The organism is Pseudomonas sp. SWRI51, from assembly GCF_014268825.1.
In the GTDB taxonomy this organism is placed as follows: Bacteria; Pseudomonadota; Gammaproteobacteria; order Pseudomonadales; family Pseudomonadaceae; genus Aquipseudomonas; species Aquipseudomonas farsensis.
Genome location: NZ_JABWRG010000004.1, coordinates 117,254 through 134,633, shown reverse-complemented (window position 1 = coordinate 134,633; position 17,380 = coordinate 117,254). Strand labels below are relative to the sequence as shown.

Annotated in this window: 11 protein-coding genes and 1 pseudogene; 8 read left to right on the top strand and 4 right to left on the bottom strand. The window is 60.9% G+C overall.

From position 1 onward, the window contains the following. Window positions 1-230: 230 nt before the first annotated feature. Window positions 231-422 (bottom strand): DUF1737 domain-containing protein, encoded by a 192-nt coding sequence (locus HU720_RS02970; RefSeq protein ID WP_186517110.1) that lies wholly within the window; start codon window positions 420-422, stop codon window positions 231-233. Window positions 423-719: 297 nt separating this feature from the next. Between HU720_RS02970 and HU720_RS02965 the strand changes: the two genes are divergently transcribed. Beyond that, window positions 720-2,918 (top strand): hypothetical protein, encoded by a 2,199-nt coding sequence (locus HU720_RS02965; RefSeq protein WP_186517108.1) that lies wholly within the window; start codon window positions 720-722, stop codon window positions 2,916-2,918. A 14-nt stretch (window positions 2,919-2,932) separates the two neighbouring features. Here the strand turns inward: HU720_RS02965 and HU720_RS02960 are convergent. The 3 genes and pseudogenes from HU720_RS02960 to gnd all read right to left on the bottom strand — a co-directional run bounded on the left by HU720_RS02960 (window position 2,933) and on the right by gnd (window position 7,342). Continuing rightward, window positions 2,933-4,729 (bottom strand): annotated as a pseudogene (locus tag HU720_RS02960) (glycoside hydrolase family 15 protein). A 124-nt stretch (window positions 4,730-4,853) separates the two neighbouring features. Beyond that, window positions 4,854-6,362, bottom strand: coding sequence for a glucose-6-phosphate dehydrogenase (gene zwf / locus HU720_RS02955; protein ID WP_186517106.1), 1,509 nt, complete (start codon window positions 6,360-6,362; stop codon window positions 4,854-4,856). Beyond that, window positions 6,359-7,342 carry a phosphogluconate dehydrogenase (NAD(+)-dependent, decarboxylating) gene (gene gnd, locus HU720_RS02950; RefSeq protein WP_186517104.1) on the bottom strand — a complete coding sequence of 328 codons (984 nt, stop codon included), beginning with the start codon at window positions 7,340-7,342 and terminating at the stop codon, window positions 6,359-6,361. Before gnd ends, zwf begins: the two co-directional genes overlap by 4 nt. A 197-nt stretch (window positions 7,343-7,539) precedes the next feature. Here gnd and HU720_RS02945 point away from each other — a divergent pair, with 197 nt between their 5' ends. From HU720_RS02945 to HU720_RS02915, 7 genes are all read left to right on the top strand, one after another. After that, window positions 7,540-7,707, top strand: a complete 168-nt coding sequence (locus HU720_RS02945) for a DUF6026 family protein (RefSeq protein WP_186517102.1) — start codon at window positions 7,540-7,542, stop codon at window positions 7,705-7,707. A gap of 92 nt (window positions 7,708-7,799) precedes the next feature. Continuing rightward, window positions 7,800-8,258 (top strand): DUF4440 domain-containing protein, encoded by a 459-nt coding sequence (locus tag HU720_RS02940; protein WP_186517101.1) that lies wholly within the window; start codon window positions 7,800-7,802, stop codon window positions 8,256-8,258. A gap of 490 nt (window positions 8,259-8,748) precedes the next feature. After that, a complete protein-coding gene (glgA, locus tag HU720_RS02935; protein ID WP_186517100.1) occupies window positions 8,749-10,308 on the top strand; it encodes a glycogen synthase GlgA in 1,560 nt (519 codons plus the stop codon). 13 nt (window positions 10,309-10,321) lie between these two features. Continuing rightward, a complete protein-coding gene (treZ, locus tag HU720_RS02930) occupies window positions 10,322-12,067 on the top strand; it encodes a malto-oligosyltrehalose trehalohydrolase (protein ID WP_186517099.1) in 1,746 nt (581 codons plus the stop codon). Beyond that, window positions 12,060-14,129 carry a 4-alpha-glucanotransferase gene (malQ, locus tag HU720_RS02925; protein ID WP_186517098.1) on the top strand — a complete coding sequence of 690 codons (2,070 nt, stop codon included), beginning with the start codon at window positions 12,060-12,062 and terminating at the stop codon, window positions 14,127-14,129. The genes treZ and malQ overlap by 8 nt, the downstream gene beginning before the upstream one ends. After that, the gene (locus HU720_RS02920) at window positions 14,126-16,897 is read left to right on the top strand and encodes a malto-oligosyltrehalose synthase (RefSeq protein ID WP_186517097.1); all 2,772 of its coding nucleotides are present in this window, start codon (window positions 14,126-14,128) and stop codon (window positions 16,895-16,897) included. Before malQ ends, HU720_RS02920 begins: the two co-directional genes overlap by 4 nt. 17 nt (window positions 16,898-16,914) lie before the next feature. Next, entirely contained in the window at window positions 16,915-17,181 is a 267-nt protein-coding gene (locus HU720_RS02915) for a DUF2934 domain-containing protein (protein ID WP_186517096.1), read from the top strand. Window positions 17,182-17,380: the final 199 nt, after the last annotated feature.

Here is a 17,380-nt window from a genome sequence, read left to right as displayed (position 1 = left end):
ATCTGTGCACCCACCAGAATCGCTGGGGCTGCTTCGCAGCCCATCGCGACACAAGGCCGCTCCTACACTGACCGCGTCAAACGGCACCGATATAGCGACAAGCCACATTCCGTGGGCTTGACCCGCGATAGCGTCAGATCGGCCAACTCAGCTCGGCTTGCTGGCCTCATCACGTTGCAAGCCCGGCTCCACGTCCTCACAAGCGTCGATCGAGCGAGTCTGATCAATGATCAGTCGCGCGGCCAGATCAGCGCTTGGGCGGCAATCACATGGCCAAGCGTCGCGTCGAAAGTGACACTGGGCGAGCCATACAACTGATAGCCCAGCGCAAGCTGTTCGCTGATGCGCCGGCAGAAATTCGCATCATCCTTGCCGGTTATCAAGCGGTAGCTTGGCAGGCCGTCGGGAGGAATCGAGGGCATTGGGTTGATCCTTGTTAGAGAGCTGCGGGGCTGCAAATATGACTCGCATCATGGCGAGGGGAGCAGGAGGTCGACAAAATATTCACTTGAACATGTAGAGGCAGAAGCAGGTCGCCACACTATTCAAATGAATGAGAACTTATCATGACCGTAGTTAACAAGAGACACAGAACCTATCTCGAATACGCCGACAATGAAACGATTACTTCAAATCACTTTTCGTTTCCATGCTAGCATCCGCACACTTGGGCTGCCTCGCCAATAGCACACCAGCTACCAATCAAATCGAGATCTTAAATGATTGAAAGCCACCTCGAAATTATACTCAAACTTGACAATAGCACACTAAGCCTGGACCAACATAACAAGTTACTACAAGAACTTAAAGATAAATTCCCTACAAACAAGACCAAGCGGCAACTATTACTTTCAGAAGCAATCGAAAAACTGACCTTAGCCATACAAGCGCACAACTACAAGAAGTCCCATTACGTAGCGTTCTACATCTTCTTCACCAACTTTGACAACGTTATTGAATCATGCAAGAAACAAGGATTATTTCGAGCATCGAAATACAATTACCGCACAAGCTTGCTAAAAAAAATCCTTACGTTCGCATCGCATTCAGAGCATATAACCCAAGAAGATAGAATATACCTAAGCAGCGTCGCAGGCCTCTTAACTGCCGCACCCGACGTCGCAAGCATAAAAGCAAAACTTATTACGGCCATACAATCCCGGCGATTTTTTTTAAAAAGCATTTTAGCGATTGCCGAATCAAAATTCTGCGACCTGCCGACATTCACTAGAGGGGATAGACCTCAAAGCCACATTGATCGCATCTTCACAGACAACAAAGAATCACTTACATCCTGCGCTTCACTGCTGACTCACTACACTTTTGAGTGCGCACCACCGCCCAATATCAAAAACAACAACCATATCGATGAAAGCACAAGCGAAGATTACTATTTACGACTTTTTTATGACGCATTTAAAATCTTAGAATACAACGAAGCTGAAATCAGAGTCGACTACTTCAAGTATATCGCCGCGATTGACAAAACAAGAAAAATAATTTCCATAACCAATCAGGAGTTTGAAATTGCTAAAAGCTACGGCTACACAAAAACCTTACTCAGGCACGACTCTCAAAACCTAAACGGATCAATGAACGTTAAGTCTCAGTCTTATAAAGACTTTCTCGAGAATGTATGGAAAATCGATGACAAGTCAGATAGTATTCTCTATAAAATTCGTGAATCACCAGTAAGCAGAATTACAGTAACAACACTGATTCTTGAGCACGGATCTCGCTTAAATTTATTCTCCCGCGACCAACTATTCAAAGAAGAAATCATACAACTCACAGCTCTCTCTGAGGAAAATTACAATCATTCACTAGCTACGACCCCCATATTCGAAACATTCACTCCAGTTGAAATTTTTAAAATTCAAAGATTTTTTCACTACATCAGCTTTATTTACAACAAAGCCTACCTAGACATGAAAGCAAGCAACATCAAAAACGCGGACATCATTAGGAGGCGCTCAATTCTTCCAATATTTGAATGCGGAATACTTGAGGATATAATTCACAACATATCGAACAAACCACATGACGAATGCAGGAGGCTGATTGAACGACTTTCCGCCAATCCAGAGCAAGCCACCCACTTCGTAGACTTGCAATACCAGCCCATCATCAAAATTGAGAGCAGCCACTTAGTTCTCCCTACTATCTTTTCACACTCCAACCTTGTCAGATCAATCGCCATTTCCGAAAGAACCCACCTTGCAATCACACACGAACGTGACTTAATGACAGACGGTGTGGCGAATGCATTTCGCACCAGAGGCTTTAACGTTCATACCGATTTCAAATTCGGACAAGATGAAGCAGACATAGTCGCCATCAAAGGCGATCACTTGTTTTTCTTCGAATGCAAGAACCCTTATCATCCGGTGAACGACTACGAGCTTCGCAACACTCACGCCCATCTAACAAAAGGGTTTATACAGATAGAAAAATTTAGAAAGAAATTCAAAAACAACAACATCCTTAAACAATTTTTAACCAATTTAGGTGAAAAACCCGAACGAATAAAAAAAATACACTACGGAATCATCAATGCTAACCGAGCTCTTTGTGGACTTGAGCAAGATGGAGTTAGGGTCTTTCACGCGAATGAAATTATAAACTTCTTAAAAACAGGAGAAATAATCTCAAATCGATATGTCTTACGCTGTTGGAAAAAAAAGAAATTCCAGATTCATGATTTAACATCTTATCTGGAAGGCAAGGTCGTGACCTCCGACTTCCTTAAGGAAGCACACCAAATAATATACGGTCTTCCACTAAGAGAAAAAATGATCGCTTTCAGAGATTATGAATTCGATTTGTCCGCAATTGCTAAATCACAAAAAAAGCAATACAAAGTAGTTCATACTATCGACGTCTCACGTATTACGAGAACACTTTTATTGCGTAGATAACGTTTCTAGCTAACTCAATTATTCCGGACCCTGTCACGCACCGGGCACTGCGCCCGGTGCAGGTTGAGCGCGGTGTTGATAATGCCGATATGGCTGAACGCCTGGGGGAAGTTACCCAGCATGCGCTGGCCGGCCGGGTCGTACTGCTCGGCCAGCAAGCCGACGTCATTGCAGAGCCCGGTCAATGACTCGTACAACGCCTGGGCTTGGGCGTGGCGGCCCAGCAGCACATAGACGTCGGCAAGCCAGAACGAGCAGACCAGGAACGTGCCCTCGCCCGCCGTCAGGCCATCGGTGCAGGTGTCACTGTCGTAGCGCAGCAGCAGGCCATTGCGCAGCAGGCGCTATTCAATCTGCTCAAGGGTGCGCAAAAAGCGCGGGTCGCTGGCCGGCAGGAAGCCGGTCAGGGCGATCTGCAGCAGGCTTGCGTCCATATCGCTGGAACCGTAGGCCTGGACAAAATAGTCGCCACCGGTGTCAAGCCCGTGCTCGCACACTTCGCGGTGGATCTGGTCCGCCACGTGGCGGTAGTGCGCAGCGCGCTCGCGGCCCTCTTCCGTGGTTTCGGCAAGGCTCGCCGAGCGGTCGAAGGCTACCCAGGCCATGACCTTGGAATGCACAAAATGCTGGCGCGGGCCGCGCACCTCCCAGATGCCTTCATCCGGGTCGCGCCAGATGCGCTCCAGGTACGGCAGGATGGCCCGGGCAATGGCGGCGCTGCGCGGATGGCGCGGCAGGCCGCCCTTGATCGCCTGGGCCATGGCGTCGGCCAACTCGCCGTAGATATCCAGCTGGCGCTGATCGGCCGCAGCGTTGCCGACGCGCACCGGTTGTGAATGTTCATAGCCGGCAAGCCAGGGCAAGGTGAACTCGGTGAGGTCCCGCTCGCCCCCCAGGCCATACATGATCTGCATCTGCTCGGGGTTGCCGGCCACCGAGCGCAGCAGCCATTCGCGCCACGCTTGGGCTTCGTCGAAGTACCCCAGGTTCATCAACGCCAGCAGGGTCATGGTGGCATCGCGCAGCCAGCAGTAGCGGTAATCCCAGTTGCGCTCACCGCCCAAGCGCTCGGGCAGCGAGGTGGTGACAGCCGCGACCATGCCGCCGGTGGGCCCATAGGTCATCGCTTTCAAGGTGATCAGCGAGCGCCGCACCAAGGCCGTGTAGGGGCCGACATTCGGGCAGCGGTCGGCGAAGGCTTGCCAGTGTTCGAGGGTCTGTTCAAGGTCATGGTCGGCGTCGCAGCCTGGCTGCACCGGCAGGTGCGAGGCCTGGTGGCACAGGCTGAACACCTGGCGCTCACCTGCAGCCACGCGAAAACGGGCCACGCTGTGATGGTCCTGGCCGTGGGTGGCGCAGGTGCTGCGCAAGATCAGCCGGTCGGGGCCGGCAACCGCACTCAGGGTCAGCGGGTCGATTTTTTCAACCCACGGCACACTGCGGCCGTAGTCGAAACGCATCACCAGGTCCATCTCGAATGCGGTTTCTCCGGCCAGCCCTTCGACCACACGCAGCACTGCGTTGCTCTCGCCCACCGGCATACAGTCCAGCACCCGGGCACGGCCAGTTGCGGTGACCCACGTGGTTTCCAGGACCAACGTGTCGCCAACGTAGCGGCGCGTGCACTGCTCGATGCCGTCGCTTGGGGCGATGCGCCAGCGGCCGTTGTCTTCGTTGCCCAGCAAGGCGGCGAACACTGCGGGGGCATCGAAACGCGGCAGGCACAGCCAGTCGATGGCGCCGTCGCGGCTGACCAGGGCGGCGCTGCGGCAGTTGCCGATAAGGGCGTAGTCTTCGATAGGGGCTGGCATCCGGGCTCCTGCGCGTTAGCGGGTTTGCAGGGTTGGATGCCAGGGGTGGCGCAGTCGTTCCGCTTGAAGCAGCTTTTGCAGCTAAGCACGGCTTTATGCGTCCGTGCTCTGCCGCCCCACCTGGTCAGCTCAGCTTGTGCCACTCGCGCTTGTCGCGGCTCAGCAGCTCGTTGCCGGCTTCGGGGCCATCTTCGCCTGCGGCATAACCATGCACCTCGCCTGCACCACTGGCCCAGGCATCCAGAAACGGCTGCACGGCGCGCCAGCCGTTCTCGATGTTGTCGGCGCGCTGGAACAGGGTCTGATCGCCGGTCAGGCAGTCGTAGATCAAGGTTTCGTAACCGGTTGCCGGGGTCATCTTGAAGAAGTCCTTGTAGGCAAAGCCCAACTCGACGTTCTCCATCACCAGTTCAGGGCCGGGGCGCTTGGCCTGCAGGTCGAACCACATGCCCTCGTTGGGCTGGATCTGAATTTTCAGGTAGTTGGGCTTGGGCCGCTCCAGCTCGCTTTCGCGGAACTGCGCATAGGGCGCCGGCTTGAAACAGATGGCGATTTCGGTGTCGCGCACACTCATGCGCTTGCCGGTACGCAGGTAAAACGGCACCCCAGCCCAGCGCCAGTTGTCGATCATCACCTTGAGCGCCACATAGGTTTCGGTCTGGCTGTCGGGTGCGACATTGGGCTCATCGCGGTAGCCGGCGAGCTTCTTGCGGCCCTGCTTGGCGCTGAGGTACTGGCCGCGCACCGAGTTTTTCAGGGCCATCTTGTTTGACCAAGGGCGGATGGCACCAATGACCTTGGCTTTCTCGCCACGCACAGCATCGGCGCCGAATGCTGCAGGCGGTTCCATGGCCACCATCGCCAGCAGTTGGAACAGGTGGTTCGGCACCATGTCACGCAGGGCGCCGGTGTTGTCGTAAAACGCCCCGCGCGTTTCGACGCCGACGGTTTCGGCAGCGGTGATTTGTACGTGGTCGATGTAGTGGTTGTTCCAGAATGACTCGAACAGGCCGTTGGAGAAACGGCTGACGAGGATGTTCTGCACGGTTTCCTTACCCAGGTAGTGGTCGATGCGGTAGATCTGCCGCTCGTTCATCACCTTCAACAGGCAGGCATTGAGCGCCTCGGCGCTGGCCAGGTCGGTGCCGAATGGCTTTTCCACCACCACCCTGCGAAAGCCGCCAGCGGTCTCGTCCAGAAGGCCTGCCTCACCAAGGCGCTGGGCCACTTCAGGGAAGAAGCGTGGCGAGGTCGCCAGGTAGAAAATGGCATTGCCGTGGCTGGTCTTGTCGATCCGCTTGGCCAAGGCTTGATAGGTTGCAGGGTCGAGGAAATCGCCGGTCTGGTAGTCCAGGCGCTTGGCCAACCGGGCCCAGATTTTATCGTCCAACGACTTGGGCGCGCCCTCACCGCCTTTGTCGCGGGTTTGCATGAAGGCATGCAGGCGCTGGGCAAATTCTTCAGCCGTGGCGGGGTTGTGGTCAACGCCGATAATTCGCAGATTGCGGTCGAGCAAGCCGTCGCGGCTCAAGTTGTATAGCGCCGGCATCAGCAGGCGCTTGACCAAGTCGCCGTTGGCGCCGAACAGAAACAGCGTGCAAGGCGGTGCAGCCGGTATCTTCTTTTCGGTCATTGGCCTTTTTTCTCCACATGACCACCGAAGCCCAGGCGCATGGCGGACAGCACCTTGTCACCGAAGGTGCCTTGCTGCTGGCGCGAACGGAAGCGCGCAAACAAGGCGCTGGACAGCACCGGCACCGGCACCGCCTGCTCGACGGCAGCATCGATGGTCCAACGGCCTTCGCCACTGTCGGACACCGAGCCACTGAACGCCGCCAGTTGCGGGTCGGCCACCAACGCATCGGCGGTGAGGTCGAGCAGCCACGAGGTGACCACGCTGCCGCGCCGCCATACTTCGGCAATTTCGGCGACGTTCAAATCAAAACGCTGCTCTGGCGGCAACTCAGGGCCGCCTTTGCTGCGCAGCAGGTCGAAGCCTTCGGCGTAGGCTTGCATCAGGCCGTACTCGATGCCGTTGTGGACCATTTTCACGTAATGCCCGGCTCCTGGCGGGCCGGCATGAATGTAGCCATGTTCGGCGCGCTGGTGTTCACCGCTGAGACCTTGGGTACGTGGAATGTCGCCAACACCCGGCGCCAGCGCCCTGAACAATGGTTCCAGGCGTTCGAACACCGGTTTGTCGCCGCCGATCATCATGCAATAGCCGCGATCCAGGCCCCATACCCCGCCCGAGGTGCCGACATCGAGGTAATGCAGGCCACGCTGGGCAAGTTCGGTAGCGCGGCGCATGTCGTCCTTATAGAAGGTGTTGCCGCCATCGATGATGGCATCCCCAGGCTCGAGCAGGTCGGCCAGTTGCGCGATGGTCTGTTCGGTGGCCTCGCCTGCCGGCAGCATCACCCACACCGCGCGCGGCGCCTTGAGCTTCTGGACCAGCGCACCGAGGTCGTGGGCGCCTTGGGCACCTTCGCCCTCAAGTACCGTGACCGCCTCGCGGCTGCGATCATGCACCACGGTGCGGTGGCCGGCGCGCATCAGCCGCCTTGCGATATTGCCGCCCATGCGGCCCAGCCCGACGATTCCCAGTTGCATGTGGCGACTCCCGGTAAAAATGGATGACATCGTTGAAGCATTTCAGATTAGTCCAGCGCGCCGCCCGAGGGTTCACCGACGAACGGCGCGACCACCATAAACAAAAAAGTTCCAATCAATGTGGAAAGAATTCAGAATGCGCCCGCATAAAGCGACTACGCTTTCAATTGTCACCAGCCAGAATGCGAGGTGTACTCATGGGTACTCTGATGCCATCCACCCCCACCCAGACCCTCTACGTCACTATTCGTCGTGACGAACTGCGCCAATTGAAAGACGAACGCGACCAGTTGCGCCAGCAACTCGCGCAATTGAATCTGCTGTTGAATCAGACAAGCAGTGCAGGCAAATCTGACAGCGTTTAAGGCCTTTTCTTATACGACGCCTGTGGTAGTGCTCCTAGAGTGAGCCGCCTTGCAGGGCCACCCCGGCACCTGCGTCGCCACAGGCCCCTTCGATGAAACGCGCAACACTTGCCATCACCCTCGCCCTGCTTTCAGCCCCTGCCTTGCACGCCCAGGCCAGCCTTTCGCAATGCCGAACCAGCAGCGCCGCAGAAATGCTCGTGCTGTTCGACCAGTGGAACGCCGGCCTGCTAAGCGGCGACCCCGCACAGGTCGCCCAACTTTACAGCAAGGACGCGGTGCTGCTGCCCACGCTCTCGCCGGTCCCGCGACTGACCCACGTTGACCGTCTGGCTTACTTCGAGAAATTCCTGCGCGACGGCCCTAGCGGCAAGCTCGATACCCACGAAGTGCAAACCGGCTGCAACGAGGCCACCGCCGCTGGCCTTTATACCTTCGAGTTTGCTGCCACCGGCCAAAAAGTCGCAGCACGTTATACCTTTACCTACCGCTGGGATGGCCAGCGCTGGCTGATCAGCCAGCACCACTCCTCGCTGCAACCGCAGGGTTGATTCAGACATAAGCCAAACCATCTTTTCCGGCATCGTTTTGGAAGGGATGGCCCCCGGGCTGCTACGCAGCCCAGTGTGGGCCAAGCACACTTATCACCATTGCACCTCCCCCGTAGCGCTCTCCTGCCCCGCCAACGTTTGCGCAGACCAGCGGTCAGCACAAACATGACCCGCTGGTCACTTTTTCCGCGTTTACTCTCCTACACTGCAATTTCGGCCCGCGTCTTGCTCGGTCAGAAGTGACGAAAATAAGTCGAACTTTCCGAAATGCGGGCAGGTCAGGAACTAAGTAGGCCAATGCAAAGGACATCCTTGCGCACGGCCCACCCACCCCAACCAGTCCACACGTCTTTGGCCGGAGTGCCAGGCGTGCAGTGCTTGTGCGCACAAATATGGGGCAAGGAACGCACTACGAAGACGCAACACCGATAACAGAGAGAGTCACCACGAGCCAACGTAAAGCACCCGCGAACAAGGGACGGAGAGAAGTATGATCAGTGCCGCTGTCGAGCCTCACGTAGAGTCATTCAAACCGGATAACCGCGAGCCGCTGCCTGCCAGCCTCGCACCGGCAGTCAAGGCACCCGGCGCCCAGCGCCAGCAAAACCCGAACAAGCGCAAGGTCCTGTTCGTCACCTCGGAAATCGCCGACCTGGTCAAGACCGGGGGCCTGGGCGACGTGTCCGCTGCCCTGCCCCGCGCCCTGGCCCACCTGCACGACGTGCGCGTGCTGATCCCGGGGTACCCGCAGGTGATGGACAGCGACAACCCGATCCATATCGTCGGTGAGCTGGGTGGCCACGCAGCACTGCCACCGTGCAAGATCGGGCGCATGGACCTGCCCGATGGCCTGGTGATCTACGTTCTTATCTGCCCCGAGCTGTACCAGCGCGAAGGTACCCCTTACGGCGCCAACAACGGCCGCGACTGGCCGGACAACCATATCCGCTTCGCCCGCCTGGGCCTGGCCGCGGCCGAAATCGCCGCAGGCGAAGGCATGACCCACTGGCGCCCGGAACTGGTGCATGCCCACGACTGGCCAGCAGGCCTGGCACCGGCCTACATGCACTGGCGTGGCCTGAGCACCCCAACCTTGTTCACCATCCACAACCTGGCCTACCAAGGCGTGTATGCCCGCGGCTGCAGCCCGGAGCTGGCGATCCCCGAACACGCCATGCAGCAGGAAGGCATGGAGTTCTACGGCAAGTTGTCGTTTCTCAAGGCCGGGCTCGCTTACTCCAGCCATATCACCACGGTGAGCGCTACTTACGCCCGCGAAATCACCACGCCTGAGTTTGGCTGCGGCCTCGACGGCTTCCTGGCCAGCAAGGCCCAGCAGGGCCTGCTGGGCGGTATCCCCAACGGCATCGACGAAAGCTGGGATGCGGCCACTGACCAGCACCTGCACCACAACTTCAGCATCAACGACTGGGAAGGCAAGGCGCGCAACGCCACCCAGGTGCGTGAATTGTTCGGCCTCGAGCCTTCCGAAGGCCCGCTGTTTGCCGTGGTATCGCGGCTGGTCTACCAGAAAGGCCTGGACCTGACTTTGGGCGTTGCCGACTATATTGTCGAAAAAGGCGGCCAGATCGCGATTATTGGCCGCGGTGAGCCGGAAGAAGAACAGGCCATGCGTGAGCTGGCGCTACGTCACCCAGGGCGCATTGGCGTGCGCATTGGCTTCAACGAAACCGACGCCCGGCGCATGTTCGCCGGCTCCGACTTCCTGCTGATGCCATCGCGCTACGAGCCTTGCGGGCTGAGCCAGATGTACGCCCAGCGCTTCGGCTCGCTGCCGGTGGCGCGCAATACCGGTGGGCTGGCCGACACCATCGAGAACGGGGTCACGGGTTTTCTGTTCAACGACTCCACCCTGCAGAGCTACCGCGAAGCCCTCAGCCGTGCCTTCAACGTGTTCGACAACAAAGACCTGCTCAACGCCATGCGCTGCCTGTCGATGACCCAGCCATTCAACTGGTGCCAGGCGGTGGAACCCTACGCTCGCCTGTACGAGGACCTGGTCAAGCAAAGCCAACTGGCCCATTACTGAGCGGAGTTTGAAGATGCACAGACATGGCGCACAGCTAATGGACGCCACGTCGGCGCGCTTCGCCCTCTGGGCACCCGATGCGCGCAGCGTGAGCGTTGTAATCCAGGATAAGCCAGCCGTCGAGCTGTTGCCCGACGGAGAGGGCTGGTTCACAGGCATTGCCCCCTGCCAGGCGGGCAACCTTTACCACTATCTGATCAACGGCGAGCTGCAAGTTGCCGACCCGGCCTCGCGCTATCAACCCCAAGGCGTGCATGGCCCCAGCCAGGTAATCAACCCCAACGCCTATACCTGGCGTCACGCCTGGCAGGGCCGACCTTGGCACGAGGCGGTGATCCAGGAGCTGCACGTTGGCTTGCTCGACGGCTACGCCGGCATCAGTCAGGCCTTGCCGCGCATCGCCCAGGTTGGCGTCACCACCATCGAGCTGATGCCGCTTGGGCAGTTCCCTGGTGAACGTAACTGGGGCTACGACGGGGTACTGCCGTTTGCCCCACACCACACTTACGGCACCCCAGAGGCGCTGTGCCAGATGGTCGACGAGGCCCATGGCAACGGCCTGATGGTGATGGTGGACGTGGTGTACAACCACTTCGGCCCCGACGGCAATTACCTGCACCAGTACGCCAGTGCGTTCTTTCGCGAGGACCGGCAGACGCCGTGGGGCGCGGCAATTGATTTTCGCCGCGCCGAGGTGCGTGAATTCTTCATCCAGAACGCGCTGATGTGGCTGTGCGACTACCGCTGCGACGGCCTGCGCCTGGACGCCGTGCACGCCATTGACCAGCCGGACTTTCTGGTCGAACTGGCGCAGCGGGTGCGCGCCACGGTGGAACCTGGCCGCCAGGTGTGGCTGGTACTCGAAAACGAGCACAACCAGGCCGCCCTGCTCGAACAAGGCTTCGATGCCCAGTGGAACGACGATGGCCACAACGCCCTGCACGTGCTGCTGACCGGCGAAACCGAGGGTTACTACGCCGACTACAAGGACCGCCCCATCGAGCAACTGGCACGCTGCCTGGCCGAAGGCTTCGTGTTCCAGGGCGAACCCAACCGCCATGGCAACCCACGCGGGGAACCGAGCGCGCACCTGCCGCCCAGCGCCTTCGTGCTGTTCTTGCAGAACCACGACCAGGTCGGCAACCGCGCCTTTGGCGAGCGCCTGAGCCGCCTGTGCCCGCCCCAGGCGCTGCGCGCGGCCAGTGCACTGTTGCTGCTGTCGCCGATGATTCCGTTGCTATTCATGGGCGATGACGAGGGCAGCCGGGAACCCTTCCTGTTCTTCACTGACTTCCACGACGAACTGGCCGATGCGGTGCGCGAAGGCAGGCGCGGCGAATTCGCCCATTTCGACGCCTTTGCCGACCCTGCCAAGCGCGCGCAGATCCCCGACCCTAACGCCGCCAGCACCTTTGCCAGTTCAAGGCTTGGCCATAAGGAGGTACTGGCCGGCTGGCACGGCCTGTATCAACAGCTGCTCGACCTGCGCCGCCGCCACGTCATCCCACACCTGCCAGGCAGCCGTGCGTTGGGCTGCGAGGTCATCGGCAACAAGGCCCTTACAGCCCGCTGGCAGCTCGGCGACGGCCGCCAACTGCGCATCGACCTGAACCTGGATGAGCAGCCGCAGCCGGTGCAATTGCCCGCGCGCGCGCTGCGCCTGTACGACACCAGCGACAACGCCCACCCCGACTCGACACTGGCCGCGCACAGCTGCGTAGTCAGCCTGCTGCCCCCGAACTGGAGTCACCATGAGTGAACACCCCCTGCACCGCCTGGCAGCGCAGGTTGGCCTGGCCCGCGACTGGGTCGATGCCAATAACCGTGCGCAGCAGGTCAGCGACGCGGTACTGCGCGATATTCTCGAAGCCCTCGGCCACCCTGCCGGCGATGACGCCGCCATTGACGCAAGCCTGCGCGCAGTCGAACAAGCCAACGACAGCCAACACCTGCCGCAATTGCTGACCGCCGACAGCGGCCAGCCACTTGCCCTGCACCATTACTTTGCCGCCGCAGCCCAAGTGCAGTGCGTGCTTGAGGACGGTAGCAACCTGCAGACCAGCCTGGACGCCGAGGCCCGCCTGCCAGGCACACTGCCCGTTGGCTATCACCGCCTGACCATCGACAACCGCACCTTCACCTTGGCGGTAGCGCCACCGCGCTGTCACGCGCTCGAAGATGTAGTCAAGCAGCCGCCCCCACGCTGCTGGGGGCTTTCGGTGCAGTTGTATAGCCTGCGTCGCCCAGGCGATGGTGGCTACGGTGACTGTCAGGCGTTGGAAGAACTGGCCCGCAGCGCTGCCGAACGCGGTGCCGATGCCTTGGCGATCAGCCCGATGCACACGCTTTCGGCGTTCGATCAAAGCCACTACAGCCCGTATTCACCTTCCAGCCGCCTGCTGCTCAATGCCCTCTATGCGAGCCCGGCCATGCTGTTTGGCGAACGGGAAGTGCGCCAGGCTATCCAGACGTGTGGCCTTGAGCAAATGCTTGAGGGGTTGGCGCACGAGCCTTTGGTCGATTGGCCGCTGGCGGCACAAGCGCGCTGGAAGCTGCTCGAAGCGCTTTACCAGCAGTTCAGCAGCACCGACCACCCCCTACGCGCCGATTTCGACAGCTTCCGCGCCAACGCGGGCGAGCATCTGGAACATCATTGCCGCTTCGAAGTGCTGCAGGCAGAAGCGGTCAGCGAGGGAATCGGTGCCGACTGGCGCCAGTGGCCGCAAGCGTGGCGCGACCCGTACGACCCGGAAGTCGAAGCCATCGCCAACAGCTACCCTGCGCGCGTCGAATTCCACGCGTTCTGCCAGTGGCTTGCCGAGCGCAGCCTGCAACGTGCCCAGGATGCTGCACGCGGCAACGGTATGCGCATCGGCCTGATCGCCGACCTTGCCGTGGGCGCCGACGGCGCCGGCAGCCAGGCCTGGAGCCGCCAGGACGAACTGCTGGCCGAGCTGCAAGTCGGCGCGCCACCCGACATCCTCAACCGCGCCGGGCAGAACTGGGGCATTTGCGCGTTTTCCCCTGAGGGCTTGAAACGCAACGGCTACCGCGCGTTCATCGAAATGCTGCGGGCCAACCTGGCCCACGCCGGCGGGCTGCGCATCGACCATGTGATGGGCCTGCGCAGGCTGTGGCTGATCCCAAGGGGCGCCAAGCCCAGCGAAGGCGCGTACTTGCAATACCCGCTGGATGACTTGCTCCGCCTGCTGGCGCTGGAATCGCACCGTCACCAGGCCATCATCCTTGGCGAAGACCTCGGCACGGTCCCGGAGGGCCTGCGTGAGCGGCTGGCCGACAAAGCCGTGCTGGGCATGCGCGTGCTGCCGTTCGAGCAAACCGCGCCAGGGCGCTTCAAACCCTTGCTCGACTGGCCGGACAACGCCCTGGCCACCACCGGCACCCACGACCTGGCGCCTTTGGCCGGTTGGCTCACAGCCCGCGACATCGACTGGCATCACCGCTTGCAACTGATCGACCAGCCCACCGAAATGCACTGGCGCGATGAGCGCAAGCAGGAAAGCGAGGGCCTGCGCCGCACGCTGATCGCCAACTACGGCCGCCTTGATGGCGACCCGGCGCTGATCGACGCCGCTATCCGCTATGTCGGCCATACCCGCGCCCCGCTGGTGTTGCTGCCGCTGGAAGACCTGCTGGGTTGCGACGAGCAGCCCAACCTCCCCGGCACCACCAGCGGCCACCCCAACTGGCAGCGGCGTTTCGCCGTGCCGGCCAGTGAGCTACTCGACAACGAAGACGCCATACGGCGCCTGGAACTGCTGGCCCAGGCCCGCGAACAAGCCTGGGAGCGTGACCGATGAAACCCTTGACCGCCACTGTGCGCCTGCAACTGCACAGCGATTTCACCTTGGACGATGCCACCCCCCTGGTGCCCTACTTCGCCCAACTGGGCATCAGCCATGTCTATGCCTCGCCCATCCTCACCGCCCGCGCGGGCTCGCGCCACGGCTACGACGTGGTCGACCCCACCCAGGTCAACCCCGAGCTTGGCGGCGAGGCAGCGCTGGAGCGGCTGGTTGGCGCGCTGCGCCAGCACGGCATGGGGCTGATCCTGGACACCGTGTCCAACCACATGGCCGTAGGCGGCGCCGACAACCCCTGGTGGCAGAGCTTGCTTGCCTGGGGCCGGCGCAGCCCTTATGCGGAGTTCTTCGATATCCAGTGGCATTCAAGCGACCCGCTGCTGGCCGGGCAGTTGCTGCTGCCGTTTCTGGGCAACGACTACGGCGCAACCCTGCAAAACGGCGAAATGCCCCTGACGTTCGATGGCAAAAGTGGCCAGTTCGAGGTGGCCCATTACGACCACCGCTTCCCGATCTGCCCATTGGACTACGGCCGTATTCTTGGCGAGGCCGACCAGCCGCAACTGCAAGCACTGGCGTTGCAATTCAGCGCACTGGCCAACAGCGCCGACCCGCTGGCCGGCGCCGAGCCGCTGCACCGCGAGCTTGCCCGGCTGGTGCAGGGCGGCGTCAGCCTGGAGGCGGCGCTGGCGGCTTTCGACAGCCAGACCGAGGCCGGCTTCAAGCGCCTGCACCTGCTGCTCGAACGCCAGAGCTACCGCCTGGCAAGCTGGCGCACCGCCGCTGACGATATCAACTGGCGGCGTTTTTTCGATATCAACGAACTGGGCGGGCTGCGGGTGGAGCGCTCGGTGGTGTTCGAGGCCACCCACGCCAAGCTGTTCGAGCTGATCGAGCGCGGCCTGGTCGATGGCCTGCGTATCGACCACATCGACGGCCTGGCCGACCCGCGCCGCTATTGCCGCAACCTGCGACGGCGGGTGAACAGCCTGCTGGCCCAACGCCCGATGCACGCAGCACTTGAGCACTTCCCGATCTTCGTCGAGAAGATTCTCGGCGCCGACGAGCACCTGCACCGCGACTGGCTCACCGACGGCACCACCGGCTACGAGTTCATGAACCAGGTCTCGCTGCTGCAGCATGACCCCGCGGGTGAAGCGCCCTTGACCGAGTTGTGGCAGGCGGTCAGCGAGCGCCCTGAGTTCACCGAGGAAGTGCGTATTGCCCGGCGCCTGGTGCTTAACGCAAGCCTTGCCGGCGATTGCGAGTCGGTGGCCTTGGCCCTGCTGCAAGTGGCACGCGACGACCTGATGACCCGCGATCTGACCTTGGGCGCGATCCGCCGGGCACTGCAAGCGTTGGTGGAGCACTACCCGGTCTACCGCACCTACATCAATGCCTGCGGGCGCCCTGCCGAGGACGAAAAATTCTTCCAGCAGGCCATGGACGGCGCCCGCCAGTCCCTGAGCGAGGCCGACTGGCCGGTGCTTGCGCACCTGGAACGCTGGCTGGGCGGCCAACGCTGGCGTGCGCTGCCCCCGGGCCGGCCACGCAAGCATTTGCGCCATGCCTGCGTGCGCTTCCAGCAGCTCACCGCGCCCAGCGCCGCCAAGGCGGTGGAAGACACCGCGTTCTACCGCAGTGCCCGGCTGCTGTCGCGCAATGACGTAGGCTTCGAGGCCGAACGCTTCAGCGCCGAGCCCGCCTGGTTCAGCAACGAGGCGCAGCGCCGCCTGCGTGACTTCCCCGACAACCTGCTGGCGACCGCAACCCATGACCACAAGCGCGGCGAAGACTGCCGCGCACGCCTGGCCGTGCTCAGCGAACGTGCGCCGTGGCTGGCCAGCCGCGTGGAGCATTGGCGCGAACTGGCAGCGCCACTGCGCGATGCGCTTGAAGACGGCCCGGCACCCAGCCCTGGTGATGAGCTGCTGCTGTACCAGACGCTGCTCGGCAGCTGGCCGCTGGACTTGCACCCCGATGACCAAGCCGGGCTGCAGCGCTACGCGGAGCGGGTGCGCCAGTGGCAGCAAAAAGCGCTGCGCGAGGCCAAATTGCGTAGCAGCTGGGCAGCGCCCAATGACCGCTACGAACAGGCCTGCAGCAGCTACCTCGATGGGCTGCTGCTGGGCGATGCGCCGCAACTGCGCCAGTCGCTGCACGATGCCGCGCAGCAGATCGCCTGCCCCGGCGCACTCAATGGCTTGGTGCAGTGCCTGCTGCGCATGACCACGCCCGGGGTACCCGACCTGTACCAAGGCAATGAGTACTGGGACCTGAGCCTGGTCGACCCGGACAACCGCCGCCCGGTGGACTACGCTGCAAGACGGGCCAGCCTGAACGCAAGCGCGCCGCTGCCGACGCTGCTGCAACATTGGCGCGACGGGCGCATCAAGCAGGCCCTCGTGGCCGGTGTGCTGGATTGCCGCCAGGCCCATGCCGACCTGTTCAGACGCGGCGCGTACCTGCCCTTGACGGTGCAGGGGCGCCACGCCGACAAGGTGCTGGCCTTCGCCCGCCTGGGTGAGGGTGAGCGCGCCATCATCGTTGTACCGCGGCTGGCCAGCGCACTGCTGGGCTCAGCCACCACCCCACTGATCCCGGCGCAGAACTGGGACGATACTCGGCTGATATTGCCGTTCGCCTTGTCGCCTGCCAATTGCTCGGGACTTTTCGGCAGCACCGCGGTCAGCCCTTCAAGGGAGCTGAAAGTGAGCACCGTGCTGGCGGAGTTCCCGGTCAATGTACTGATTGATCGTGCCTAACTGTATTCAGGAGCGTCGTGATGAGTGTCGATGAAAAACGAGTTCGCGAATTTGCCTATGAGATCTGGGAGTCAGAGGGGAAACCCGAGGGGCAGGAGGAGCGCCATTGGGCCATGGCGCGCAAACTGGCCGAGGCGGAATCGTTAGCGCCTAAGGCGGCGCCACGCAAGAAACCTGCGCCCAAGCCCAAGGCTGACGCAAAAGTGCCACCGGCCACGGCAGCGGTTGCAAAACCGGTGGCGGCGAAGAAGCCAAGGGCTGCGAAAAAGCCCGCCGCTGGATAACCACTCCACTTGGGGCTGCGATGCAGCCCATCGCGACACAAGGCCGCTCCTACCCGGGGCTGCGCTCTTCTGTAGGAGCGGCCTTGTGTCGCGAAAGGGCCGCAAAGCGGCCCCAGCGACTTTGAACAACAGCGTTACGCCGCCGGCTAACGTCTTTCAGTTAAGCCCTTGCGCTCGCGTTGCGAGGCTCCACGAGGCC

Bases quoted from the DNA above. Each gene is read 5' to 3' on its own strand.
- HU720_RS02970 (WP_186517110.1), bottom strand. From the start codon at position 422: ATGCCCTCGATTCCTCCCGACGGCCTGCCAAGCTACCGCTTGATAACC.
- HU720_RS02965 (WP_186517108.1), top strand. From the start codon at position 720: ATGATTGAAAGCCACCTCGAAATTATACTCAAACTTGACAATAGCACA.
- zwf (WP_186517106.1), bottom strand. From the start codon at position 6,362: ATGACCGAAAAGAAGATACCGGCTGCACCGCCTTGCACGCTGTTTCTG.
- gnd (WP_186517104.1), bottom strand. From the start codon at position 7,342: ATGCAACTGGGAATCGTCGGGCTGGGCCGCATGGGCGGCAATATCGCA.
- HU720_RS02945 (WP_186517102.1), top strand. From the start codon at position 7,540: ATGGGTACTCTGATGCCATCCACCCCCACCCAGACCCTCTACGTCACT.
- HU720_RS02940 (WP_186517101.1), top strand. From the start codon at position 7,800: ATGAAACGCGCAACACTTGCCATCACCCTCGCCCTGCTTTCAGCCCCT.
- glgA (WP_186517100.1), top strand. From the start codon at position 8,749: ATGATCAGTGCCGCTGTCGAGCCTCACGTAGAGTCATTCAAACCGGAT.
- treZ (WP_186517099.1), top strand. From the start codon at position 10,322: ATGCACAGACATGGCGCACAGCTAATGGACGCCACGTCGGCGCGCTTC.
- malQ (WP_186517098.1), top strand. From the start codon at position 12,060: ATGAGTGAACACCCCCTGCACCGCCTGGCAGCGCAGGTTGGCCTGGCC.
- HU720_RS02920 (WP_186517097.1), top strand. From the start codon at position 14,126: ATGAAACCCTTGACCGCCACTGTGCGCCTGCAACTGCACAGCGATTTC.